This window comes from Burkholderia sp. Bp9143 (genome assembly GCF_003853645.1).
Taxonomy (GTDB): domain Bacteria; phylum Pseudomonadota; class Gammaproteobacteria; order Burkholderiales; family Burkholderiaceae; genus Burkholderia.
Window position 1 is genome coordinate 58,974 of the sequence record NZ_QTPO01000012.1, and the last position, 24,834, is coordinate 83,807.

24 protein-coding genes are annotated in these 24,834 nt (G+C 66.9%); 19 read left to right on the forward strand and 5 right to left on the reverse strand.

Annotated features, from left to right (window positions below):
• Positions 1 to 50: 50 nt before the first annotated feature.
• Positions 51 to 866 (reverse strand): pyruvate, water dikinase regulatory protein, encoded by an 816-nt coding sequence (locus tag DIE23_RS11465; RefSeq protein WP_059450011.1) that lies wholly within the window; start codon positions 864 to 866, stop codon positions 51 to 53.
• A gap of 376 nt (positions 867 to 1,242) precedes the next feature.
• Here DIE23_RS11465 and ppsA point away from each other — a divergent pair, with 376 nt between their 5' ends.
• The 3 genes from ppsA (at position 1,243) to DIE23_RS11485 (ending at position 5,250) form a co-directional block, all read left to right on the forward strand.
• Positions 1,243 to 3,642, forward strand: a complete 2,400-nt coding sequence (gene ppsA / locus DIE23_RS11475; protein WP_124612229.1) for a phosphoenolpyruvate synthase — start codon at positions 1,243 to 1,245, stop codon at positions 3,640 to 3,642.
• 204 nt (positions 3,643 to 3,846) lie between these two features.
• Positions 3,847 to 4,281 carry an NfeD family protein gene (locus DIE23_RS11480; protein WP_124612230.1) on the forward strand — a complete coding sequence of 145 codons (435 nt, stop codon included), beginning with the start codon at positions 3,847 to 3,849 and terminating at the stop codon, positions 4,279 to 4,281.
• Between the two features lie 33 nt (positions 4,282 to 4,314).
• Positions 4,315 to 5,250 (forward strand): SPFH domain-containing protein, encoded by a 936-nt coding sequence (locus DIE23_RS11485; protein WP_124612231.1) that lies wholly within the window; start codon positions 4,315 to 4,317, stop codon positions 5,248 to 5,250.
• A gap of 238 nt (positions 5,251 to 5,488) precedes the next feature.
• On the opposite strand, the gene smpB is transcribed toward DIE23_RS11485, so the two are convergent.
• Positions 5,489 to 5,935 (reverse strand): SsrA-binding protein SmpB, encoded by a 447-nt coding sequence (smpB, locus tag DIE23_RS11490; RefSeq protein ID WP_124612232.1) that lies wholly within the window; start codon positions 5,933 to 5,935, stop codon positions 5,489 to 5,491.
• Between the two features lie 98 nt (positions 5,936 to 6,033).
• Here smpB and DIE23_RS11495 point away from each other — a divergent pair, with 98 nt between their 5' ends.
• Together DIE23_RS11495 and DIE23_RS11500 are read left to right on the forward strand one after the other, a co-directional pair.
• The gene (locus DIE23_RS11495; protein ID WP_124612233.1) at positions 6,034 to 6,471 is read left to right on the forward strand and encodes a type II toxin-antitoxin system RatA family toxin; all 438 of its coding nucleotides are present in this window, start codon (positions 6,034 to 6,036) and stop codon (positions 6,469 to 6,471) included.
• Between the two features lie 4 nt (positions 6,472 to 6,475).
• Positions 6,476 to 6,799, forward strand: coding sequence for an RnfH family protein (locus tag DIE23_RS11500; RefSeq protein ID WP_006752170.1), 324 nt, complete (start codon positions 6,476 to 6,478; stop codon positions 6,797 to 6,799).
• Between the two features lie 64 nt (positions 6,800 to 6,863).
• Here DIE23_RS11500 and DIE23_RS11505 read toward each other — a convergent pair whose 3' ends face one another.
• From DIE23_RS11505 to DIE23_RS11515, 3 genes are all read right to left on the reverse strand, one after another.
• Complete coding sequence (locus DIE23_RS11505) at positions 6,864 to 7,847, reverse strand: DMT family transporter (RefSeq protein WP_124612234.1); 984 nt, start codon at positions 7,845 to 7,847, stop codon at positions 6,864 to 6,866.
• Positions 7,848 to 8,026: 179 nt separating this feature from the next.
• Positions 8,027 to 8,710, reverse strand: a complete 684-nt coding sequence (locus DIE23_RS11510) for a glutaminyl-peptide cyclotransferase (RefSeq protein ID WP_124612235.1) — start codon at positions 8,708 to 8,710, stop codon at positions 8,027 to 8,029.
• A 30-nt stretch (positions 8,711 to 8,740) separates the two neighbouring features.
• Entirely contained in the window at positions 8,741 to 9,961 is a 1,221-nt protein-coding gene (locus DIE23_RS11515; RefSeq protein WP_124612236.1) for a helix-turn-helix domain-containing protein, read from the reverse strand.
• A gap of 113 nt (positions 9,962 to 10,074) precedes the next feature.
• Between DIE23_RS11515 and DIE23_RS11520 the strand changes: the two genes are divergently transcribed.
• The 14 genes from DIE23_RS11520 (at position 10,075) to uraD (ending at position 24,820) form a co-directional block, all read left to right on the forward strand.
• Positions 10,075 to 10,839 carry a DUF899 domain-containing protein gene (locus DIE23_RS11520; protein WP_124612237.1) on the forward strand — a complete coding sequence of 255 codons (765 nt, stop codon included), beginning with the start codon at positions 10,075 to 10,077 and terminating at the stop codon, positions 10,837 to 10,839.
• A gap of 30 nt (positions 10,840 to 10,869) precedes the next feature.
• Positions 10,870 to 11,697 (forward strand): DUF2182 domain-containing protein, encoded by an 828-nt coding sequence (locus tag DIE23_RS11525; RefSeq protein ID WP_124612238.1) that lies wholly within the window; start codon positions 10,870 to 10,872, stop codon positions 11,695 to 11,697.
• 275 nt (positions 11,698 to 11,972) lie between these two features.
• A complete protein-coding gene (guaB, locus tag DIE23_RS11530; protein WP_124612239.1) occupies positions 11,973 to 13,433 on the forward strand; it encodes an IMP dehydrogenase in 1,461 nt (486 codons plus the stop codon).
• A gap of 6 nt (positions 13,434 to 13,439) precedes the next feature.
• On the forward strand, positions 13,440 to 14,027 hold the full coding sequence (locus DIE23_RS11535; protein ID WP_124612240.1) for a hypothetical protein: 588 nt from the start codon (positions 13,440 to 13,442) through the stop codon (positions 14,025 to 14,027).
• 107 nt (positions 14,028 to 14,134) lie between these two features.
• A complete protein-coding gene (gene guaA, locus DIE23_RS11540) occupies positions 14,135 to 15,754 on the forward strand; it encodes a glutamine-hydrolyzing GMP synthase (RefSeq protein WP_124612241.1) in 1,620 nt (539 codons plus the stop codon).
• Positions 15,755 to 16,191: 437 nt separating this feature from the next.
• Entirely contained in the window at positions 16,192 to 17,409 is a 1,218-nt protein-coding gene (locus tag DIE23_RS11545; RefSeq protein ID WP_124612242.1) for an MFS transporter, read from the forward strand.
• A gap of 274 nt (positions 17,410 to 17,683) precedes the next feature.
• The gene (locus tag DIE23_RS11550) at positions 17,684 to 18,085 is read left to right on the forward strand and encodes a DnaJ family domain-containing protein (RefSeq protein ID WP_057925390.1); all 402 of its coding nucleotides are present in this window, start codon (positions 17,684 to 17,686) and stop codon (positions 18,083 to 18,085) included.
• Complete coding sequence (gene tadA / locus DIE23_RS11555; RefSeq protein ID WP_124612243.1) at positions 18,082 to 18,657, forward strand: tRNA adenosine(34) deaminase TadA; 576 nt, start codon at positions 18,082 to 18,084, stop codon at positions 18,655 to 18,657. The genes DIE23_RS11550 and tadA overlap by 4 nt, the downstream gene beginning before the upstream one ends.
• 108 nt (positions 18,658 to 18,765) lie before the next feature.
• Complete coding sequence (gene ldcA / locus DIE23_RS11560) at positions 18,766 to 19,704, forward strand: muramoyltetrapeptide carboxypeptidase (RefSeq protein ID WP_124612244.1); 939 nt, start codon at positions 18,766 to 18,768, stop codon at positions 19,702 to 19,704.
• Between the two features lie 308 nt (positions 19,705 to 20,012).
• Positions 20,013 to 20,717: a GntR family transcriptional regulator gene (locus DIE23_RS11565; RefSeq protein WP_124612245.1), complete on the forward strand. Its 705-nt coding sequence runs from the start codon at positions 20,013 to 20,015 to the stop codon at positions 20,715 to 20,717.
• A gap of 149 nt (positions 20,718 to 20,866) precedes the next feature.
• Positions 20,867 to 22,351, forward strand: a complete 1,485-nt coding sequence (locus DIE23_RS11570; protein WP_124612246.1) for an NCS1 family nucleobase:cation symporter-1 — start codon at positions 20,867 to 20,869, stop codon at positions 22,349 to 22,351.
• 10 nt (positions 22,352 to 22,361) lie between these two features.
• The gene (locus tag DIE23_RS11575) at positions 22,362 to 23,198 is read left to right on the forward strand and encodes an aspartate/glutamate racemase family protein (protein WP_124612247.1); all 837 of its coding nucleotides are present in this window, start codon (positions 22,362 to 22,364) and stop codon (positions 23,196 to 23,198) included.
• Positions 23,199 to 23,348: 150 nt separating this feature from the next.
• The gene (gene puuE / locus DIE23_RS11580) at positions 23,349 to 24,302 is read left to right on the forward strand and encodes an allantoinase PuuE (RefSeq protein ID WP_059529581.1); all 954 of its coding nucleotides are present in this window, start codon (positions 23,349 to 23,351) and stop codon (positions 24,300 to 24,302) included.
• Entirely contained in the window at positions 24,299 to 24,820 is a 522-nt protein-coding gene (gene uraD, locus DIE23_RS11585) for a 2-oxo-4-hydroxy-4-carboxy-5-ureidoimidazoline decarboxylase (RefSeq protein WP_124612248.1), read from the forward strand. The genes puuE and uraD overlap by 4 nt, the downstream gene beginning before the upstream one ends.
• Positions 24,821 to 24,834 lie beyond the last annotated feature (14 nt).

Here is a 24,834-nt window from a genome sequence, read left to right on the forward strand (position 1 = left end):
GCCTTTTTGCTTCCGGCGGCGGCCTGGCGGCCGCGCCGGCGGGCAAGTCGTCAGTACGACTGCCGGTCGAGACGGATTTCCTGCAGGATCGTCGTTGCGATCTCCTCGATCGACTTGTGCGTCGACGACAGCCACTTGATTCCTTCGCGGCGCATCATCGCCTCGGCCTCGTTGATCTCGTAGCGGCAGTTCTCCGGCGCCGCGTACTTGCTGCCGGGGCGGCGCTCGTTGCGGATCTCCGACAGGCGCTGCGGATCGATCGACAGCCCGAACAGCTTGTCGCGATGCGGCGACAGCGCCGACGGCAGCTTGCCGCGCTCGAAGTCTTCCGGAATCAGCGGATAGTTGGCCGCCTTCACGCCATACTGCATCGCGAGATACAGGCTCGTCGGCGTCTTGCCGCTGCGCGACACGCCGACCAGGATCACGTCGGCTTCCGACAGGTTGCGGTTCGACTGGCCGTCGTCGTGCGCGAGCGAGAAGTTGATCGCCTCGATCCGCGTCTTGTATTCCTCGGTATCGGCGTTCTGGTGGCCGCGGCCCATCGCATGGCTCGACTTCAGCTCCAGTTCCTGCTCGAGCGGCTCGACGAAGCGCTGGAACATGTCCAGCACCAGCGCGTTCGAGCGCTTGACGATGTCGTTCGACTCGCTGTCGACGAGCGTCGTGAACACGATCGCGCGGCGGCCGTCGTGCACCGCGGCCTCGTTGATTTTCTCGACGGTCGCAAAGGCCTTGTCGAGCGAGTCGACGAACGGCAGGCGCACGAGGCGGAATTTCTGGTCGAACTGGGAGAGGATCGAGTGCGCGAAGGTTTCGGCAGTGATCCCGGTGCCGTCGGAGACGATGAAAACGGTAGGCAGCATGAATCTGGGCGTCGAACGTGAAGGGCGGTTGCGCGGGTGGCTGGAGGTTCGCCTCCAGACACAGTGACAAGGTCGCGCCACATCCGGCAGCCGGCACGGTAGAATAGCGGCAACCTGTTGGATAAGCAATTGCGGGGGCAGGGTGCGAACGGCACCCTTGGCTTGCCGCGATCGATCGAAAATTCCCGGCAAGTTTGGCGATTTGTCTGAATATATCGCCCTTCTGCCGGGATTTTTGCAAATCGGGTCGGAAGATTTTCCGCGGCTGCGATTGTTTCTCCAACAGGTTGCGCAAGACGCGCCGCGCCTTTTTGCAAGCGCCCGCGTCCGAGCCCACTTGCGCAATCGAGCATTTTTTTCACACTTAGGGGCTTGTATGACTAACGCAGCAAACGTCGCAAAGGACCAGGCGTATGTAATCCCGTTCGAGCAGTTGCGGATGACCGATGTGGAGATCGTGGGCGGCAAGAATGCGTCGCTCGGCGAGATGATCAGCCAGCTTTCCGAAGCAGGCGTTCGCGTACCCACTGGTTTCGCCACGACCGCGCTCGCTTTCCGCGATTTCCTCAAGCACAACGATCTGACCGATCGCATCGCCAAGCGTCTCGAGTCGCTCGACATCGACGACGTGAAGGCGCTCGCCGAAGCCGGTGCCGAAATCCGCAAGTGGATCGTCGACGCACCGATGCAGGCTCGTCTTGAGCAGGAAATCCGCGCACAGTTCGAAATCCTGAAGAACGGCTCGCCGGGCGAACTGTCGTTCGCCGTGCGTTCGTCCGCGACCGCGGAAGACCTGCCCGACGCATCGTTCGCCGGTCAGCAGGAGTCGTATCTGAACGTCGTTGGCATCGACGACGTGCTCGATCGCATGAAGCACGTGTTCGCGTCGCTGTACAACGACCGCGCGATTTCGTACCGCGTGCACAAGGGCTTCACGCACGCCGAGGTCGCGCTGTCGGCCGGCGTGCAGCGCATGGTCCGCTCGGACGTCGGCGCAGCCGGCGTGATGTTCACGATCGACACCGAATCGGGCTTCAAGGACGCCGTGTTCATCACGTCGAGCTACGGCCTGGGCGAAACCGTCGTGCAGGGCGCCGTGAACCCGGACGAGTTCTACGTGTTCAAGACGACGCTCGCCCAGGACAAGTACCCGATCATCCGCCGCTCGATCGGCTCGAAGCTGATCAAGATGGAATTCACGCAGCCGGGCGAACCGGGCCGCGTGAAGACGGTCGACGTGCCGCACGAGCAGCGCAACCGCTACTCGATCACCGACGAAGACGTGATCGAGCTCGCGAAGTACGCGGTCATCATCGAGAAGCACTACCAGCGTCCGATGGACATCGAGTGGGGCAAGGACGGCCGCGACGGCAAGATCTTCATCCTGCAGGCGCGTCCGGAAACGGTGAAGAGCCAGGCGACCGGCAAGGCCGAGCAGCGCTTCAAGCTGAAGGGCCAGTCGCAGGTGCTGGCGACGGGCCGCGCGATCGGCCAGAAGATCGGCGCGGGCCCCGTGCGCGTGATCCAGGATCCGTCGGAAATGGAACGCGTGCAGCCGGGCGACGTGCTGGTGGCGGACATGACCGACCCGAACTGGGAGCCGGTGATGAAGCGTGCGGCGGCAATCGTCACGAACCGTGGCGGCCGGACCTGCCACGCGGCGATCATCGCGCGTGAACTCGGCGTGCCGGCAGTCGTCGGCTGCGGCGACGCGACCGACGTGCTGAAGGACGGCGCGCTCGTCACGGTGTCGTGCGCGGAAGGCGACGAAGGCAAGATCTACGACGGGCTGCTCGAGACGGAAGTCACGGAAGTGCAGCGCGGCGAACTGCCGGAAATCCCGGTCAAGATCATGATGAACGTCGGCAACCCGCAGCTCGCGTTCGACTTCTCGCAACTGCCGAACGGCGGTGTTGGCCTCGCGCGTCTCGAGTTCATCATCAACAACAACATCGGCGTGCACCCGAAGGCGATCCTCGAGTACCCGAACATCGACCAGGACCTGAAGAAGGCGGTCGAGAGCGTCGCGCGCGGTCACGCGTCGCCGCGCCAGTTCTACGTCGACAAGCTGACGGAAGGCGTCGCGACGATCGCCGCGGCGTTCTATCCGAAGCCCGTGATCGTGCGTCTGTCCGACTTCAAGTCGAACGAGTACAAGAAGCTGATCGGCGGTTCGCGCTACGAGCCGGACGAGGAAAACCCGATGCTGGGCTTCCGCGGCGCGTCGCGCTATATCGCCGAAGACTTCGCGCAGGCGTTCGAGATGGAATGCCGTGCACTGAAGCGCGTGCGCGACGAGATGGGCCTGACCAACGTCGAGATCATGGTGCCGTTCGTGCGTACCGTGAAGCAGGCGGAGCGTGTCGTCGGCCTGCTCGAGAAGTTCGGCCTGAAGCGCGGCGAGAACGGCCTGCGCCTCGTGATGATGTGTGAAGTCCCGACCAACGCGATCCTCGCCGAAGAGTTCCTCGAGCACTTCGACGGTTTCTCGATCGGTTCGAACGACCTCACGCAGCTCACGCTCGGCCTCGACCGCGACTCGGGCATGGAACTGCTGGCCGTCGACTTCGACGAACGTGACCCGGCCGTCAAGTTCCTGCTCAAGCGTGCGATCGATACCTGCCGCAAGATGGGCAAGTACGTCGGTATCTGCGGCCAGGGCCCGTCCGATCACCCGGACTTCGCGCAATGGCTGACCGACGAAGGCATCGAGTCGATCTCGCTGAACCCGGACACGATCATCGATACGTGGCAAGCGCTCGCCAACCGGAAGTAACGGTCGGTCATGCAACTTCGACGAAAGGGCGGCTCGCTGCTCTTTCGGTGAAGGCAAAATGCAAGGTTCGTGCTATAAACACCCCGGTAAGCACCGGGGTGTTTTTTTTTGCCGGTCCGGGCCGCCCCAAGCGTGCCGCCCGCCCCCTCGGGGGCACGCGCAGCGAATATAGTGAGCGTGGGGGCCGTTTTTCGGGAGACCACAATGATGTCGGGGCATCTGTTCTGGTGGGTCGGGGTCGGCGTGCTGGTCGTCGCCGAATTGCTGACCGGCACGTTCTATCTGCTGATGATCGCGCTCGGCTTTCTCGCGGGCGGGTTGCTGCAGCTCGCCGGTTTCGCGCCGCACGTGCAGGTCGGGGCGGCCGCCGCGGTCGCGATCATCGCGATGATCCTGCTGCGCCGCTCGGGGCTCGGGCGCAAGCAGAAGCGCGATACGTCGACGAATCCGGACGTCAATCTCGATATCGGCGCGACCGTCACGGTCGACGCGTGGCATGACGGCCGCGCGCGCGTGCAGTATCGCGGCGCCGACTGGGACGTCGAGCTCGCGGCCGGCGAGCGCGACGATGCGCGCGTGTATCAGGTGCGTGCCGTGCGCGGCAACAGTCTCGTCGTCGTCGCAAAACCCGCGGGCTGATCGTCCACTGATAAAAGAAGGAGGGAACACTTCATGGATTCGCTGATCATCTGGGTCGTCCTGTTCGTCATCGCCATCGTGATCGTGTCGAAGACGGTGAAGATCGTGCCGCAGCAGCATGCGTGGGTGCTCGAGCGCTTCGGGCGCTATCACGCGACACTGTCGCCCGGTCTCAATATCGTGTTGCCGTTCGTCGACCGGATCGCCTATCGGCACGTGCTGAAGGAAATTCCGCTCGACGTGCCGAGCCAGGTCTGCATCACGCGCGACAACACGCAGCTGCAGGTCGACGGCGTGCTGTACTTCCAGGTGACCGATCCGATGAAGGCATCGTACGGGTCGAGCAACTTCGTGCTCGCGATCACGCAGCTCGCGCAGACGACGCTGCGCTCGGTGGTCGGCAAGCTCGAACTCGACAAGACCTTCGAGGAGCGCGACTTCATCAACCACAACATCGTGTCGGCGCTCGACCAGGCCGCCGCGAACTGGGGCGTGAAAGTGCTGCGCTACGAGATCAAGGACCTGACGCCGCCGAAGGAGATCCTGCACGCGATGCAGGCGCAGATCACCGCCGAGCGGGAAAAGCGCGCGCTGATCGCCGCCTCCGAAGGCCGCAAGCAGGAGCAGATCAACCTCGCGTCGGGCGCGCGCGAGGCTGCAATCCAGAAGTCCGAGGGCGAGCGGCAGGCCGCAATCAACCTGGCACAGGGTGAGGCGGCCGCGATTCTCGCGGTGGCCGAGGCGAACGCGCAGGCCATCCAGAAGATCGCGAACGCGATCCAGTCGCAGGGCGGGATGGATGCCGTGAACCTGAAGGTTGCCGAGCAGTACGTCGGCGCGTTCTCTAACCTCGCGAAACAGGGCAATACGCTGATCGTGCCAGCGAACCTGTCGGATCTCGGCACCGCGATCGCGTCCGCGCTGACGATCGTCAAGAACGCGGCGCCGGCCGTGAGCGGGAAGGGCTGAGCGCGCGCGTGGGTTTCGCGCGTCGGCGGCCGCTATGCGCCGGCCGTGTGCCGGGCGTGCGGCGAATCGTCGCGCGATGGAGGCGCAAGTCCTGTCGCATCGCACGGGCGGTGCAGCGTTTCATCCGCGATGGTGAGCGCCTTTTCGATCGCCGCTCACACGAATCACACACCACACAAAGCAACACGGCCCGCTTCGAGCGGGCCGTGTTGCTTTGTGTGGCAGAGGAACCTGAGCGTCAGCTGCCGGCGCGCATGATGCGGGCCTTTTCGCGTTCCCAGTCGCGCTTTTTCTCGGTTTCGCGCTTGTCGTGCAGTTTCTTGCCCTTCGCGAGCGCGATGTCGCATTTCACGCGACCGCCCTTGTAGTGGAAGTTCAGCGGCACGAGCGTGTAGCCACGCTGCTCGACCTTGCCGATCAGTTTCTTGATTTCGTCGCGGTGCAGCAGCAGCTTGCGCGTGCGGACCGGATCGGGCTTGATGTGCGTCGAGGCTTCGGGCAGCGGGCTGATGTGGGTGCCGATCAGGAAGATCTCGGCGTTCTTGACCACGACGTAGCCTTCCTTGATCTGGCCGCGCCCGGCGCGCAGCGCCTTGACTTCCCAGCCCTCGAGCACGAGCCCCGCCTCGTAGCGTTCCTCGATGTGATAATCGAAGTGCGCTTTCCTGTTGTCGATGATGCTCATGAAAGGATCAGGCCAACTCGTTTAAAATCACGATTTTAGCAAAGCAGGGCGGGAATCGCCCGGCTTGCGTTCTCACCTTGAGCGATGCCGCGCGATTTATGGCAGATGTCCAGAAAACCGTATTGATCCGCCATTCGGCGGAACAGATGTTCGACCTCGTCACCGACGTGGCCGATTACCCCAATTTCCTGCCCTGGTGCGGCGGCGTAGAGATTCGCCGTCAGGACGACAGCGGAATGGAAGCGCGCATTGACATCAACTTCAAGGGCATCAAGCAGCATTTCGCGACGCGCAACACGCAGCACCGCCCGGCGCGGATCGACATGGAGTTCGCGGACGGCCCGTTCAAGAAGTTCACGGGTTCGTGGCGCTTCATCCCGCTGCGCGCCGATGCGTGCAAGATCGAATTCGCGCTGCACTACGAGTTCTCGAGCATCCTGCTCGAGAAGATCATCGGGCCGGTGTTCAGCCATATCGCGAACACGTTCGTCGATTCGTTCGTCAAGCGCGCCGACCAGCGCTACGGGAAGGGGTGACACGATGCTGTCGATCGAAGTCTGCTACGCGCTGCCGGATCGCCAGACGCTGATTCCGGTGTCGCTACCCGAAGGCGCGACCGTGCGCGCGGCGATCGACGCGAGCGGCGTGCTCGCGCTGCACCCGGAAATCGACCTCGCGCACGCGAAAACTGGCGTATTCGGCAAGCTGGCGCCGCTAGACGCGCCGCTCGCCGACCACGACCGTGTCGAGATCTACCGCCCGTTGATCGTCGATCCGAAACTCGCGCGCCAGCGGCGCGTCGACAAGACCCGCCGCGAGGGCTCCGTCGAGGGTCGCAAGTGGATGCACAAGGACGCGCGCTGACACGTCGCGCCAGCCCGGCTCCATCGTCTTCCGTGCCGATTCGTCAGACCAGGCCCGGGTGCGCTCAGTGGGCCGTGACGTTCGCGTTCACGGCCGTGCTGCCGGGCGTGTTGCCGCCCGGGTGCGTGTCGCTGTGCCGGCGCACCGACCCGTAGACGCCCGCCAGCAGCAGCACGAGCGCCGCGATCTCCAGCACGCGCGGCATCCGGTGGTCGTAGAGGAACGCGTAGAGCATCGCGAACACGGTTTCGAACACGATCAACTGACCGGACAGCGTGAGTGGCAGCCGCTTCGACGCCGCGTTCCACAGTCCGTTGCCGAGCCACGACGCGCCGATCGCGAGCACGAGGTTCAGCAGCCAGAACAGTTGCCAGCGCGATGCCGGGACGGCCGCCTGCACCGTGCCGGCCGGCAGCGCGAGGATCGCGAGCCAGCAGAGGCCGCCGATCAGTCCCGTCACGACGCCCCACAGCACCGACCACTCGTTGCCGTCGAAATGATGGTGGCGCTGCAGGTAGCGGGCGTTCGCGACCGCGTACCAAGTCCAGCTCGCGAGCCCGCCGGTTGCGCACGCGATGCCGGCGAGCTTCTGGCCGAGCGTCGTCGCCTGCGCGGCTTCCGAGGTGAAGAGGTCGACGTTGATGCAGACGATGCCGGCGATCACCAGTGCGAGCGGGGCGGCGAGGCGCCGCAGCGGCACCGCGCCGTGGTCGCCGAGGCCCGCGAGCGTGACGGTCACGGGCAGCACACCGACGATCAGCGAGCTGGGCGCGATGCCGATCAGGTGCACGGCGCCGGACAGCAGCATGTAGTACGCGACGTTGCCGATCAGCGCGAGCTTCGCGAGCGCGACGAGATCCTCGCGGGTCAGCCGCGCGAGCAGCGAGCGGGCGGCCGGCAGGGACGCAGCCAGCGACACGAGGCCGTACATCGCGTAGCGGCCCGCGCTCAGCAGCAGCGGCGAGAAGTCGGTCATCAGCCGCGGGACGAGAAAGACCATCCCCCACAACGCGCCCGCGAGGACGCCATACACCACACCGCGCTGCATCGACTGCTCCGAACGAAAGACTGACGAGCGCGCATCTTAACGACGGCGCCGCAACCGCGTCTTGTTCATTCCTGCACTCGGGAGCGAGTGGCGTTCGGGGTTAGATGCGAGTGCCGCCGCGATCCGATCCTGCTTACCGGGGATCGCGGCGGGCCGGCCGCCCTTCGACGATCAGCTGATCAGCGCTCGACTGGCTCGGCCGCCGCCGCATCGTCGCTTGCCGCGCGTGCCCGCGCAGGGCGGCGCACGGTGCGCAGCTTGCCGCTGTTGCCGCCGCCGCAGTAGAAGAGGTCGCGACCGTCGGATTCCAGCCCAGACACGCCGACGCCGGGCGGCATGTCGACCTGTTCGAGCACGTGCCCGGTGTGCGGGTCGATCCGCCGCAACTCGCTCTCGTCCGCTTCCCAGGTGCCGTGCCACAGCTCGCCGTCGACCCAGGTCACGCCGGTGACGAAGCGGTTCGATTCGATCGTGCGCAGCACGGCGCCCGATTGCGGATCCACCTGATGAATCTTGCGTTCGCGGTACTGGCCGACCCACAGCGTGCCTTCGGCCCAGGCCAGCCCCGAATCGGCGCCGCCGCCGGGCGCGGGGATCGTCGCAAGCACCCGGCCCGAGTCGGGATCGATCTTCTCGATGCGGTCCTCGACGATCTGGAACAGATGGCGCCCGTCGAACGCGGTGCCTGCGTGCGCGGCGACGTCGAGTGCGCGCACGGTCGTGCCGCGTTCCGGGTCGAGCGCGTTCAGCTTGTCGCCGGACGCGAACCAGACGTGCTGCCCGTCGAACGTGACGCCGTGCACGCCGTCGACGCCCGGAAACGGGCCGTATTCGCGGACGATGTCTGCGGTGGATCGTTTCATGTCTGTCACCTCGTCGTTGGTATCCCCATCCTAGTCGCCCGGCAGCGGCGCGGGGAGTAACAAGGTCGTCGCGAATCCGGGCAGCGGCGGCGTCATCCAGCGGCGCGCGCGACCGCGGCCGATCGCCTGCGCCTTGTCCGCTTCGGCGAGCGCGTCGAGCGCGCGCTGCACGGTGCGCTGGCTCGCGCCGAGCGCGAGCGCCAGCGCGGAACTCGACCACGCCTCGCCGTCCGCGAGCAGCGCGAGTACGGCCGCGTGGCGGTCGTCGACCGGACGCGCGAGCACGACGGTCTCGCGTGGGCCGAGCGGTTCGAGCGCGAAGCCGCGCGGCGTCGCGGTGACGTTCGCGAGCGGCCGCAGCATCGCGCGCAACCGGCCGATCTCGACGCGCAGGCGGGCGCGATGCGATTCGTCCGCGTGCTTCGCGCGAAACGCCGCGGCGACGAGCGCGTTTCTCGACACGTCGCCGGGCCACGCCTCGCCCAGCGCGCGGGCGAGCACGAACAGCACCGGGCGGCGCGCGAGCGACACGGTCGTGCGCGCGTCGCGCACCGCGTGGCGGCATGCATCGACGACGAGCGCGTTCGATTCCAGCAGCGCCTCGACCTCGTCGAGCAGCACGAGCCGCGACGCACCGCGCGCGATGAGTCGCGCGGCCGGTGTATCGAGCATGCGTGCGGCCGTCTCGACTTCGGCCGTCAGCGCGGCGATGCCGGCGTCCTGCGCGGCCGCGCGCGCACGGGCGAGCGCCATGCGCGCCGCGTGCGGGCGGATGCGGCGCATCGCGATGCCGGCCGCGATCAGTTCGTGAGCCGCGCGCGATGCGGCGGGCAGCGGTGCGGGATCGAGATTCGCGAGCCGCTGTTCGGCATCCTCGACGTGCCCGATCAGCAGCAGTCGGCGCACGCCGAGATAGCGCGCATGCGCGGCGTTCGCGCGGTCGCCGTGTGCGTCGAGCGTCGCGCAGGCGGCGTCGAGGGCGCGCGACGGCCAGCCGAGGTCGCGAGACGCCAGCGCGATCTCGGCTTCCGCGACGACGCAGCGCGCCCGTGCGACGGCTTCCTTCGCGCCGAACGCGCGAGCCGCGCTACGCACGAGCGCGCGTGCGCGCTCGAAATCGCCGAGCTGCGCCATCGCGATCCCGCGCAACGCGAGCGCCGGCGCGTCGTCGCGCAATGCGACGCGGTTCAGCGCGCCGAGCGGGTCGCCCGCCGCAAGCGCACGCGCGGCGGCCGTGATCAGCGAATCCATCCGAATCCCGACACAGTTGTCACTCCCTCCGATCCGATGCCCGGTCCTAATCTAGCACCACGCACACGGCAGATGCGCCGTGCCCGGAAATCCATCGAAAGGAGGAACCCGCAATGACGAACCATCTCACCGGAACGCGCGCTGAATGGCTGGCTGCGCGCCGCGCGCTGCTCGATGCAGAAAAGGCGCTGACGCGGCAGAGCGACGAACTCGCGCGGCGACGCCAGGCGCTGCCGTGGGTGCGCGTCGACAAGGCCTACCGGTTCGACACGGAGGACGGCCCGGCGACGCTCGACGATCTGTTCCGCGGCCGCTCGCAGCTGCTCGTCTATCACTTCATGTTCGGTCCCGACTACAAGGCCGGTTGCCCGTCGTGCTCGGCGCTTGCCGACGGCTTCGACGGTTTTGCGGTCCACCTCGCGAACCACGACGTGATGCTCGCGGCAGTGTCGCGCGCGCCGCTCGCGAAGCTGCTGGCGTACCGGCAGCGGATGGGCTGGCACTTTCCATGGGCGTCGTCGGACGGCGGCGAATTCAACTTCGACTTCAACGTGTCGTTCACCGAAGCACAGCAGCGCGCGGGCGACGTCGAATACAACTATGCACGGGCCGGCCACGCGATGGACATGGACCCGCCGCCGGCCGCCGTCGCCCAGTTCGCGGCGACGTGCGGCACCGACGCCGCCACGTACTCGCTCGACCGGCCGGGGATGAGCGCGTTCGTGCGCGAGGACGACGTCGTCTATCACACGTATTCGACGTATGCGCGCGGGCTTGACGGGCTGTGGGGGATGTACCAGTGGCTCGATCGCGCGCCGCTCGGGCGCAACGAGACGGGCGTGTGGTGGCGCCGTCATGACGAATACGCGCGCGGTTGAGCGCGGGCCGGCGAGCGGCGCGAGCCGGCGATGAGTGCCGCGACGAAACCGGCTGCGACCGGTGCTGCGGGCGGCGGCCGGCGTGTGTTCGGCGTCGTGTTCGTCGCGGTATTTGCCGCCGCCATCCGGGCGACGCTCGCGCAGCACGCATCGATGGACGCGATGGGTGGCATGCCAATGGCGGGCGGCTGGACGCTGTCGGCCGGATGGCTCCGGCCGTGTGGATGGCAGGCAGGGCGCACGTTCGCCGCGTTCGCCGGCATGTGGGGCGCGATGACGGTGACGATGATGCTGCCGGTGCTGGCACCGGTGCTCTGGCGATATCGGCAGAGCCTTCGCCCGTTGGGCGGGGCGCGCGCGGCATGGTTCGTTGCGGTCGCGGGCGCCGGGTACTTCATCGTGTGGATGGCGCTCGGCGCGCTGGTGTTTCCGGTCGGCACTGCATTGGCGGTGGCCGCTGTGCGGCTGCCCGCGCTCGCCGCCGCAATGCCGTTTGCGGCCGGTGCGGTCGTGCTCGGCGCGGGTGTGCTGCAGTTTTCCGGCTGGAAGGCACGCCGGCTCGCGTGCTGCCGGCATGCACCGGACGACGCATACGTGCGCCGGGCGGGAGCCGGGGCCGCGGTTGCGTGGTGGTACGGCGTGCGTACCGCGTTGCGTTGCGGCGCCTGCTGCGGGAATCTGATGGCCGTCGCACTGGCAGCCGGCGTGATGGATCTGCGCGTGATGGCCGTCGTGACCGCGGCGATCGCCGCCGAGCGGCTGGCGCCGTCCGGCGAGCGCGTCGCGCGGATCGTCGGCGGCGTCGCGATCGGCGCCGGTGCGGCGATGATCGCGTGCGCCGCGGCCGGGCTGGCCTAGCGGCGCCCGGGGCCGCCGGCGCGCGTCGAACGGGGCAGGCGGAGTCGCCGCCGGCAGGTCCGGCGTCGTACGGCAACGACGTGCGATCGGCCCGATTCCGGCCGGCTGTGCGAATGGGGCGATGCACGGGTGAAACGAAAGGCGATCGAAAACGAACCGAACGGCGATCCGAACGATTCGGCCCTGAGCACTTGAAAACGGCTAACCCGTTGTTCGTGTTGTGAAAATTCGCAGCGCTTCGCGTATAATTCGCTTTTGCGCCCATAGGATTTGCCATGCGTCTGATCCAAAAAGCACTCACTTTCGATGATGTGCTCCTCGTTCCCGCCTTCTCCGACGTTCTCCCGCGCGACACCAGCCTGAAGACCAAGCTGACCCGCAACATCTCCCTGAACATGCCGCTCGTGTCCGCCGCGATGGACACGGTCACCGAAGGTCGCCTCGCGATCGCGATGGCGCAGCAGGGTGGTGTGGGGATCGTCCACAAGAACCTCACGCCGGCCGAGCAGGCCCGCGAGGTCGCGAAGGTCAAGCGTTTCGAATCGGGCGTCGTGCGCGACCCGATCACGGTTCCGCCGCAGATGAAGGTGCGCGACGTGATCGCACTGTCGCGTCAGCATGGCATCTCGGGCTTCCCGGTCGTCGAAGGCCCGCAGCTCGTCGGCATCGTCACGAACCGCGACCTGCGTTTCGAATCGCGCCTCGATGAGCCGGTCAAGTCGATCATGACGCCGCGCGAGCGTCTCGTCACGGTCAAGGAAGGCACGCCCCTCGCGGAAGCGAAGGCGCTGATGCACAGCCACCGCCTCGAGCGCGTGCTGGTCGTCAACGACGCGTTCGAACTGCGCGGCCTGATGACCGTCAAGGACATCACGAAGCAGACCGAACATCCGGATGCGTGCAAGGACGAACACGGCAAGCTGCGCGCAGGCGCGGCGGTCGGCGTCGGCGCCGACAACGAAGAGCGCGTCGAGCTGCTGGTGCAGGCCGGCGTCGACGTGATCGTCGTCGATACCGCGCACGGCCACAGCAAGGGCGTGCTCGAGCGCGTGCGCTGGGTCAAGCAGAACTTCCCGCACGTCGAGGTGATCGGCGGCAACATCGCGACGGCAGCCGCCGCGAAGGCGCTCGTCGAGTACGGCGCGGACGCGGTCAAGGTCGGTATCGGCCCGGGCTCGATCTGCACGACGCGTATCGTCGCGGGCGTCGGCGTGCCGCAGATCAGCGCGATCGCGAACGTCGCGGAAGCGCTGAAGGGCACCGGCGTGCCGTGCATCGCCGACGGCGGCGTGCGTTTCTCGGGCGACGTGTCGAAGGCCCTCGCGGCCGGCGCGAACGCGGTGATGATGGGCAGCATGTTCGCGGGCACCGAAGAGGCGCCGGGCGACGTGTTCCTGTACCAGGGCCGCCAGTACAAGTCGTACCGCGGCATGGGTTCGGTCGGCGCGATGAAGGACGGCGCGGCAGACCGCTACTTCCAGGACAACTCGGCGAACATCGACAAGCTCGTGCCGGAAGGCATCGAAGGTCGCGTCGCGTACAAGGGTTCGGTCAACGCGATCCTGTTCCAGCTGGTCGGCGGCGTGCGCGCGAGCATGGGCTACTGCGGCTGCCGCACGATCGACGAGCTGCACGACAAGGCCGAATTCGTCCAGATCACCGCGGCGGGCATGCGCGAGTCGCACGTGCACGACGTGCAGATCACGAAGGAAGCACCGAACTACCACGTGGACTGATCGCCGATGAAACCGCTGCTGCGAGCCGTGCTGATTGTCGATGCCGTGCTGCTGCTGGCGTTCGGCGTGCTATTCGTGCTGACGCCCTGGCAGGCGCTGTTCAACGCGCTGCAGCTGGCGAACATCCAGCCGGCGATGCTCGGCCAGGCGTTCGGCATCGCGCTGCTCGGCCTCGCGTGGCTCGCGTTTCATGCAGCGGTCAACGGTGAATTGACGGCGCCCGTCGCGCGTGCGGTCGGCCATGTGAACTGGCTGATCGGCGTGCTGGCGGTCGTGTGGTCGTTCGGCACCGGTAACGGTCCCGCGCTCGCGGCCGCTGGCCGTGTGCTGTCGGCGATGGCCGGTGTCGCGCTGATCCTGCTCGGCCTTGGCGGCGTACGGCTCGCATCGGCCGTGCGGCGGCGCGAGAAGGCGCAGGCGCTCGAGGCCCAGGGCGCGCAGCGTCCGGCCGAACCGGCACCGGCCTCCGCCCCGCAGCAGCGGGTCGAACCGGTCGTCAGCCGTCCGGCGGCGCCTTCGGCAGCCACGGCGGCCGCATCCGACCGATTGTCAGGCAGCGTCGCATTCGACGCGCGCCCGCCGTCGCAGGATTGACCGGCGATGCGTCGCGCGAGCCGCCTGCCGCCCGACGCCGTTGTCCATGCTATTGACGCAGCGCTTCGTGCGCTGCTTTTCTTATTCTCTTCATCCCGTCCGCAGCCATGCACGACAAAATCCTGATTCTCGACTTCGGTTCGCAAGTCACCCAACTGATCGCGCGCCGCGTGCGCGAAGCGCACGTCTACTGCGAAATTCACCCGAACGACGTGTCCGACGACTTCGTCCGCGAGTTCGCGCCGAAAGCGGTGATCCTGTCGGGCAGCCACGCAAGCACGTACGAAGACCACCAGCTGCGCGCGCCGCAGGCCGTGTGGGATCTCGGCGTGCCGGTGCTCGGCATCTGCTACGGCATGCAGACGATGGCCGTGCAGCTCGGCGGCAAGGTCGAGTGGAGCGACCATCGCGAATTCGGCTACGCGGAAATGCGCGCGCACGGCCATACGCGCCTGCTCGACGGCATCGAGGATTTCAAGACGAGCGAAGGCCACGGAATGCTGAAGGTCTGGATGAGCCACGGCGACAAGGTTGCCGAGCTGCCGCCGGGCTTCGCGCTGATGGCCTCGACGCCGAGCTGCCCGATCGCCGGCATGGCCGACGAGGCGCGCGGCTACTACGCGGTGCAGTTCCACCCGGAAGTCACGCACACGGTGAAGGGCCGCCAGATCATCGAACGCTTCGTGCTGCAGATCGCCGGCGCGAAGCCCGACTGGATCATGAGCAACCACATCGAGGAAGCCGTCGCGAAGATTCGCGAGCAGGTGGGTGACGAGGAAGTGATTCTCGGCCTGTCGGGCGGTGTCGACTCGAGCGTCGCGGCCGCGCTGATCCATCGCGCGATCGGCGACCAGCTGACCTGCGTGTTCGTCGACCACGGCTTGCTGCGCCTGAACGAGGGCAAGATGGTGCTCGACATGTTCGAGGGCCGCCTGCATGCGAAGGTCGTGCACGTCGACGCATCCGAGCAGTTCCTCGGCCACCTGGCCGGCGTGACCGATCCGGAAGCGAAGCGCAAGATCATCGGCCGCGAGTTCGTCGAGGTGTTCCAGGCCGAAGCGAAGAAGCTGTCCAAGGCGAAGTGGCTCGCACAGGGCACGATCTATCCGGACGTGGTCGAGTCGGGCGGCACGAAGACGAAGAAGGCGACGACGATCAAGAGCCACCACAACGTCGGCGGCCTGCCGGAAACGCTCGGCCTGAAGCTGCTCGAGCCGCTGCGCGACCTGTTCAAGGACGAAGTGCGCGAGCTGGGCGTCGCGCTCGGCTTGCCGCCGGAGATGGTGTACCGCCACCCGTTCCCGGGCCCGGGCCTCGGCGTGCGGATTCTCGGCGAAGTGAAGCGCGAATACGCGGACCTGCTGCGTCGCGCGGATGCGATCTTCATCGAGGAGCTGCGCAACACGACCGCGACCGCGCAGGATGCGGCAGCGGGCCTGTGCGGCGAGGCCGACGTCGGCAAGAGCTGGTACGACCTGACGAGCCAGGCGTTCGCGGTGTTCCTGCCGGTGAAGTCGGTCGGCGTGATGGGCGATGGCCGCACGTACGACTACGTGACGTCGCTGCGCGCGGTGCAGACCACCGACTTCATGACCGCGCACTGGGCGCATCTGCCGTACGCGCTGCTCGGCCGCGCGTCGAACCGGATCATCAACGAGGTGCGCGGGATCAACCGTGTGGTGTACGACATCTCGGGCAAGCCGCCGGCGACGATCGAGTGGGAGTGATTCGGCGTCGAGGTGTGCGTCGATGACCGATAGCGGCATCGAATGATGCGAACGCCCGGCAGGGGAACCTGCCGGGCGTTTTTTTGTGCCGTACGCGGTCTGAACGTAGAGCGGGGTCGCCGACAGCGGCACGACGTTGGGTGGGGTCATCCGCCAACTTGTCATGACAAGAGGACTCGAGTGTAGTGAGCGCACTCATGCACCCATATCAACTATTTCCGATCCCGGAGAAGCCGGGTGGTGGTGCGGCCGAGGTTCGTCCGGATCCGTCCCTTGTCGGTCGCTCAAATCGGTCGACAATCGGATATTCACGCTCGCCCGTACCGCACATGTCGAATTCCCGGTACGTCGTGCGTCGTATCGGTATCAAGCGGATTGTGCGACGGCAGCCCGATTCCCCATCGATGCCTGTGCGACACAGAGAAAGGAGATGCCAGATGCCTGATTCCCGCTATCGCTGGGTGATCGCCGCCGCGGGCGGCCTGATGGGCTGCGTCGCGATCGGCGCGATGTTTTCGCTGCCCGTGTTTCTTCGGGCCATCGCACGCGACACCGGCTGGTCGATGACCGGCATTTCCGCCGCGATGACGCTCGGCTTCATCGCGATGGCCTTCGCGAGCATCGGCTGGGGCAGCCTGTCGGACCGGATCGGCACGCGTTCGGTGGTCGTGACGGGCGCCGTCCTGCTGGCGGCGAGCCTGGCGCTTGCAAGCCGTGCGCAGACGCTGCTCGCGTTCCAGCTGGTTTTCGGGCTGGCCGTCGGCAGCGCGACGGCCGCGGTGTTCGCGCCCATGATGGCCTGCGTGACGGGCTGGTTCGACACGCACCGCAGCCTCGCGGTATCGCTGGTGTCGGCCGGCATGGGGATGGCGCCGATGACGATGTCGCCGCTCGCCGCCTGGCTTGTGTCGGGCCACGGCTGGCGCACGTCGATGCTGTCGATCGCCGCGCTGACCGCGGTCGTGATGATTCCGGCGTCGCTGTTCGTGCGCCACGCGCCCGCGCTCGACGGGCCGCACGCCGAGCCGGCATCGGCCGGCGGACCCGGAGCCGCGCCGCTGTCGGTCGGGGGCGCGCTGCGTTCGCCGCAGTTCATCGTGCTGCTGCTGACCAACTTCTTCTGCTGCGCGACGCATTCCGGCCCGATCTTCCATACGGTCAGCTATGCAGTGACGTGCGGAATCCCGCTGATCGCCGCGGTGTCGATCTACAGCGTCGAGGGGCTTGCCGGCATGGGCGGGCGCATCGCGTTCGGGCTGCTGGGCGACCGCCTTGGCGCGAAACGCATGCTGGTGGCGGGGCTGCTCGCGCAGGCGCTTGGCGCGCTCGGCTACTATTTTGTGCGCACGCTCGATGGGTTCTACGCGGTCGCGATGCTGTTCGGCTTCATCTATGCGGGCGTGATGCCGCTCTACGCGGTGCTCGCACGCGAGAACTTCCCGCTGCGGATGATGGGCACCGTGATCGGCGGCTGCGCGATGGCCGGCAGCCTCGGGATGGCGGCAGGGCCGGTCGCCGGCGGCCTGATCGTGGATGCGCTGGGCAGCTACGGCTGGCTGTACCTCGGATCGTTCGCGATCGGCATCGGCGCGTTCCTCGTCGCAATGATGTTCCGGCCGTTTCCGAAGGCGCGGTCGCAGCCGCTCGCCGCATGACCCGGCAGTCACGAAACGGCGATTTCGGCGGGACGACGAACACCGATCGACCAGAGGCGAAAATAAAAAAACAGGGCCGGACATCGCCCGCGCAATCCGCGCCAAATCCGCGCGGAGCCTGCTGCGGCGCAGCACAGCGGCAAGTCACGGCGATCGGCACGCATGCGCGCCGATTCGGCCCCTAAAAACACAATATCGAGCATCCCTTCGAAGGGCCTGTCATACGCACGTCACCCTGCTAGAATTCGGCTGCCGCATTTGTTCCGATTGACTGATGAGATTGCTTGACGCACTGGTCGAACAACGCATTGCCGCCGCCGCCGCGCGGGGCGAGTTCGACGATTTGCCGGGTACCGGCGCGCCGCAGGCGCTGGATGACGACCTGCTCGTACCCGAGGAGGTGCGGGTGGCCAACCGTATCCTGAAGAATGCGGGCTTCGTGCCGCCGGCCGTCGAGCAACTGCGCGCGCTGCGCAACCTGCAGGACGAACTGCAGGCGGTCAGCGACCGTGCCGCGCGCTGCCGGCTGCAGGCGAAGATCCTCGCCCTCGACATGGCGCTCGAATCGCTGCGCGGCGGGCCGATGGTAATGCCGCGCGACTATTGCCGGCGCATCGCGGAACGTCTGTGCGAGCGCGGGCTCGACGACGTGCCCGCCGAAGCGGGGCCGATGTGAGCGCCGACGCGCTGCACGACGCGGCAGCCGGATCCGCTTCCGATTCTCCCGTTCCCGAAGCCGCGCCCGTGTCCGCGCGCGACCTGCATTTCATGCGGCTCGCGCAGGCCGCCGCCGAGGAGGCGCGCGCGGCCGGCGAAGTGCCGGTCGGCGCGGTGCTCGTGCGCGGCGACGAAGTGATCGCACGCGGCTTCAACCATCCGATCGGCGGGCACGACCCGTCGGCCCACGCGGAAATGGCCGCGCTGCGCATGGCCGCGCAGCATCTGCAGAATTACCGGATGCCAGGCTGCGAGCTGTACGTGACGCTCGAGCCGTGCCTGATGTGCGCGGGCGCGATCATGCATGCACGCATCGCGCGGGTCGTCTATGGCGCCGCCGACCCGAAGACGGGTGCGTGCGGCAGCGTGATCGACGCGTTCGCGAATCCGCAGCTCAACCACCATACCGACGTGACCGGCGGCGTGCTCGCCGACGAGTGCGGCGCTGCGCTGAAGTCGTTCTTCGCCGAACGCCGTCGTGCGCTGCGGGAAGCACGGCTCGCCCGCGACGCCGAATCCGGCGCGTCATGAGCGCGCCCGCCGTGCCGGTCGCCCGGAGCGGGGTGGGCCGCGCGGTTCCGTGAACCGGAGACGGTTCGGACCCTCTAAGCAGGTTTGACGATCCCGATACCTTTCGCCATGTCCTTCCAGCCCGCCGCGTCCTACACCATCCGCCTGCTGGCGCCGTCCGGTTATCCGCACGACCCCGACGCGATCAATCGCGCGCTCGAGCGCCTGAGCGGCGCGCAGCATCGCATCGAGAACATCGACGCGACGCAGCGCCGCTTTCAGCGATTCGGCGGCACCGACGGCGAGCGGGCCGGCGACCTGAACCGCCTCGCGGATCCGGAGCGCGCGCTGCCGGATATCGCACTCGCGGTGCGTGGCGGCTATGGCGCCGCGCGCATCCTGCACGGGCTCGACTATCGCGGGCTCGAGCGTCGCCTGCGCGATCAGCCGATCGCGCTGGTTGGCCACAGCGACTTCACTGCGATCCAGCTCGCGCTGTACGCGAAGGCGCGCATCAAGACCTTCGGTGGCCCGATGCTGTCTGCCGACTTCGGCGCGGAAACGCCAAGCGACTTCACGATGCAGCACTTCTGGCGGACGTTGTCGCAGCCGACCACGACGATCATCGCCGAGGCGCCGCAAGTGCAGACCGTGAACGTGACGGGCACGCTCTGGGGCGGCAACCTCGCGATCCTCACGTCGCTCGTCGGCACGCCTTACATGCCCGACATCGAGGGCGGCATCCTGTTCATCGAGGACGTCAACGAGCAGCCGTTCCGGATCGAACGGATGATCTACCAACTGCACCTGTCGGGGCTGCTCGCGCGCCAGCAGGCGCTCGTGCTCGGACAGTTCACGGGCGCGCGGCCGTTCGAGTACGACAACGGCTACGACATGCAGGCGATGATCGACCAGGTGCGCTCGGTGGTCGGCATCCCGGTGGTCACGGGGCTGCAGTTCGGTCACGTGCCCGATCTGCTGACGCTGCCGTTCGGCGCGCAGGCGCAGCTCGTCGCGAATGCGCACGGTTTCCGGCTCACGCTGTCGGACTATCCGCATCTCGGCTGAGTCGGGCAGGTACCATCGAAAGGCGGGGTTTCCCGCCTTTTTCTTTAAGTAAACACGCAACTAACGGTCAAAAATTTTCGTCGCCATCGATCGAGTTGGTGTCGTGGCGTGCACCATTTTTGTCAACAAAATGACCTGGAGGGTATACACCGTAAGCCGCCATGGACAAGCGCAAGAGGCTTGTCGTGCCTGGATTTCGCGCGCTACGCACCGCTCTGGTACACGGTGATGCACGCAGATTGTGCGCATTCCCGGAAAAGAATTGTTGACAATCTTTATGTCCGTTCTAGGATGAGGACCATCACACGATGCAGAACATGAACGACTTCGATACCCATCCGTCCGGCGCTGCCGGTCCCGAAGCGATCGCCGAGCGGATTCGCACCGCGATCCTCGAGCATCGGCTCGCGCCCGGCGCGAAGCTGACGGAGGCGCAGCTTTGCGACGTGTTCGGCGTGAAGCGCGGGACGATCCGGCAGGCGCTCTCGCAGCTCGCGGCCGACAAGCTGGTGGATCTCGAGCCGAACCGCGGTGCGTTCGTCGCGAGTCCGACGCTGCAGGACGTGCACGAGGTGTTCGAGATGCGTCGGATCATCGAGCTGGCCGTCGTCGAGCGACTCGCGACGGGGCCGGGTGCGAAGCGGCTGAGGGGTGTCGCCGCGCTGATCGACAAGGAACGCAAGGCGTTCGAGCGGCACGACTTCGCGGCGTGGATCCGCCTGTCGGGCGAATTCCATACGGCGCTCGCGGCGTTGACGGGCAATGCGACGCTCTGCGAGTGCCTCGACGGGCTCGTCGCACGCTCGACGCTGATGTCGGCGCTGTACGAATCGCACGGGCGCAGCCCGTGCTCGTGCGACGACCATGACGAGATCCTGACCGCGCTGGAGGCAGGCGATTCGAAGCGGGCGGTGACGCTGATGGCGCACCATCTGCAGCATGTCGAACTGAAGATGCTGGACCGGCCCGCGCAAGGGCAGGTCGATTTGCGCGAAGTGTTCGGCGGCGCCTGAGCGGCGACGCGAACCCGGCCACGCGCCACACGACGAGAGCAATGCAGGCCGGCGGTTTGCGCCGCCGGCCGCCAGTCCGACTCCGGGCGACAATCCGGAGCGATATCGATGACGGTGGAGCGGCGGTCCGGCCGCGTCAAGGAGAAGTCATGGCTCAGTTCAGTGTGGCGCACGACAGTGCGTATCCGGCGGAAGAAGGCGGCGAGGGCGGCGGTCCCGCGTTGCCGGACGGTTACAGCGAACGTTTGTACAACGAAGATTTGGCACCACTAAAGAATCAGACGTGGGGCTCGTATAACATCTTCGCGTTCTGGATGTCGGACGTGCACAGCGTCGGTGGCTACGTGTTCGCGGGCAGCCTGTTCGCGCTCGGGCTGACGAGCTGGCAGGTGCTGATCGCGCTGATCGTCGGCATCACCATCGTGAACCGGCTGTGCAACCTGATCGCGCGGCCGAGCCAGCAGATCGGCGTGCCGTATCCGGTCGCGTGCCGCGCGACCTTCGGCGTGCTCGGCGCTAACGTGCCGGCCGTGATCCGCGGGCTGATCGCGATCGCGTGGTACGGCATCCAGACCTATCTCGCGTCCAGCGCGCTCGTGATCGTCGTGCTGAAGTTCTTTCCGCAATGGCTGCCGTACGCGGACGTCCATCGCTACGGCTTCCTCGGGCTGTCGGCGGTCGGCTGGGCCGGCTTCATGCTGCTGTGGGTGCTGCAGGCGCTCGTGTTCTGGAACGGCATGGAGACGATCAAGAAGTTCATCGACTTCGCGGGCCCGGCCGTCTACGTCGTGATGTTCATCCTGGCTGGCTACATGGTGTGGCGCGCGGGCTGGCGCAACATCGGCATCAACCTCGGCGGCGTCAAGTATCACGGCGCGGAAGTGATTCCGGTGATGATCACGGCCGTGTCGCTCGTCGTGTCGTACTTCTCCGGGCCGATGCTCAATTTCGGCGACTTCTCGCGCTATTGCCGATCGTTCGGCGACGTAAAGCGCGGCAACTTCTGGGGGCTGCCGGTCAACTTCCTCGCGTTCTCGCTCGTCACGGTGATCACCACCGCCGCGACGCTGCCGGTGTTCGGCGAACTGATCACCGATCCGGTCGAGACGGTCGGTCGCATCGATCATCCGACCGCGGTGATCCTCGGCGCTCTGACCTTCACGATCGCGACGATCGGCATCAACATCGTCGCGAACTTCGTGTCGCCCGCGTTCGACTTCTCGAACGTCGCGCCGCGGCTGATCAGCTGGCGTGCGGGCGGGATGCTCGCGGCCGTCGCGTCGATCTTCATCACACCGTGGAACCTGTTCAACAACCCGGCCGTGATCCACTACACGCTCGACGTGCTCGGCGCGTTCATCGGCCCGCTGTACGGCGTGCTGATCGCGGACTTCTACATCGTCAAGCGCGGCCGGCTCGTGCGTGACGACCTGTACACGATGTCGGAGCGCGGCACCTACTGGTACACGGGCGGCGTGAACCGCCGCGCGCTCGCCGCGCTGCTGCCGGCTGCGGTGATCGCCGTCATCTGCGTGATGGTGCCGGGCTGGCAGGCCGCCGCGAACTTCTCGTGGTTCATCGGCGCGGGGCTCGGCTTCGTGTTCTACCGGCTGCTCGTGAGCACGAAGGCCTGAGGAGCGTGCGATGAAGATCAAGCTGATCAATCCGAACACGACGCAGCGAATGACCGATGCGATGGGCCGCTGCGCGCGCGAAGTCGCGGCGTCGGGCACCGAGATCGTCGCGGTGAGCCCGCCGATGGGGCCGCCGTCGATCGAAGGCTATTACGACGAAGCGCTCGCGACGCCCGGGCTCCTCGCCGAGATCGCGCAGGGCGAGCATGACGGCTGCGACGCGTACGTGATCGCGTGTTTCGGCGACCCCGGCCTGTATGCGGCGCGCGAAGTCGCGCGCGGGCCGGTGATCGGGATCGCCGAGGCGGCGATGCACGCGGCGAGCGTGCTCGCGCCGGGCTTCTCGGTCGTCACGACACTCGCGCGCACCTGCGGGATGGCCTGGCATCTCGCCGAGCGCTACGGGATGAAGCGGTTCTGCCGCAACGTGCGCGCGACCGATGTCGCAGTGCTCGAGCTCGACCGGCCCGGTTCGGCCGCGCGGCGGATCATCGTCGACGAATGCCGGCGCGCGCTCGACGAGGACGGCGCCGACGCGATCGTGCTCGGCTGCGCCGGGATGGCCGAATTCGCGCATGAGATCGAGCAGCAGATCGGCGCGCCGGTGGTGGAAGGCGTCACGGCGGCCGTCAAGTGGGCCGAGGCGCTCGTCGCGCTGCGCCTCGCGACCGCGAAGCGCGGCGACTATGCGCGGCCGCTGCCGAAACGCTACGACGGCGAATTCGCGCGTTTCAGCCCGCCGGAGGACGCGTCGGCGGCCGCGCAGGCCGCCGCCACGGCGCGAAGCGTGACCGCCGCGCAGGAAACGGTCCCGAATTTGCCGCAACCGCACATACACGCCGTCTGACATGCACTATCTGCGCCGCTGTATGGGCGCGTATGAACGTTTTCGCTACACTGGGCCGTCATCGCATCGGCCCGCGCGGCCGGCCTCCGGCACCCGCGCGAGCCGATGCGGACCCATTATTTCAGCAAGCTTTCGCCGCACTTCGAACCCATGTCACTCGATCCCAACTATCCTCGCGACCTGATCGGCTACGGCCGCCATCCCGTGCAGGCGAACTGGCCCGGGCGTGCCCGCGTCGCCGTGCAATTCGTCCTGAACTACGAGGAGGGCGGCGAGAATTGCGTGCTGCACGGTGATCCGGGTTCCGAGCAGTTCCTGTCTGAAATCGTCGGCGCGGCCGCCTATCCGGACCGCCACATGAGCATGGAGTCGATCTACGAGTACGGTTCGCGTGCCGGCGTGTGGCGCATCCTGCGCGAATTCGAGAAGCGCGGGCTGCCGCTGACGGTGTTCGGCGTCGGCATGGCGATCGAGCGCCATCCTGAACTCGCGCGCGCCTTCGTCGAGCTCGGCCATGAGATTGCGTGCCACGGCTGGCGCTGGATTCACTACCAGAGCATGACGCCCGAGCTCGAGGCCGAGCACATGCGCCTCGGGATGGAAGCGATCGAGCGCGTGACGGGCGAGCGTCCGCTCGGCTGGTACACGGGCCGCGACAGCCCGAACACGCACCGTCTCGTCGCGGAATACGGCGGCTTCCTGTACGACTCCGACAACTACGGCGACGACCTGCCGTTCTGGATGGACGTCGAAGTGTCGGGCGGCGGCACGTCGCCGCAGCTGATCGTCCCGTACACGCTCGATACGAACGACATGCGCTTCGCGACGCCGCAGGGATTCAACACGGGCGATCACTTCTTCGACTACCTGCGCGACGCGTTCGACGTGCTGTACGCGGAGGGCGACGACGCGCCGAAGATGCTGTCGATCGGCATGCACTGCCGACTGCTCGGTCGTCCGGGACGTTTCCGCGGGCTGCAGCGTTTCCTCGATCACATCGAGAAGCACGATCGCGTATGGGTGACGCGCCGTGTCGATATCGCGCGTCATTGGCGTGAACATCATCCGTATCAGCCCAATCATCGAAACGAAGGGAAAGCATGAAGGCGATGCGTTACACGTTGGATCAACTGAACACGATGGCGCCGAGCGCATTCGTCGCGGCGCTGTCGGGGATCTTCGAACATTCGCCGTGGGTGGCCGAGGTCGCCGCGGGCGCGCGGCCGTTCGCGAGCATCGACGCGCTGCACAAGACGATGTCGGGTGCGGTGGAGGCGGCCGGCGAAGTGCGTCAGCTCGCACTGATCAACGCTCACCCGGAGCTGGCCGGCAAGGCCGCCGTGCGCGGCGAGCTGACGGCCGAGTCGACGCGCGAGCAGAGCGGCGCGGGTCTCGACCAGTGCACGCAGGAAGAGTTCGACAAGCTGCTGACGCTGAACCGCACGTATCGCGAGAAGTTCGGTTTTCCGTTCATCCTCGCGGTGCGCGGCCATGACCGGCACGGCATCATCGCGAACTTCGAGTCGCGCGTGAATCATTCGCGCACCGAGGAACTGCGCACGAGCCTCGACCAGATCTACCGGATCGCGCGCTTCCGCCTCGACGACCTGATCGACGCCTGACACCTCATGGCGGC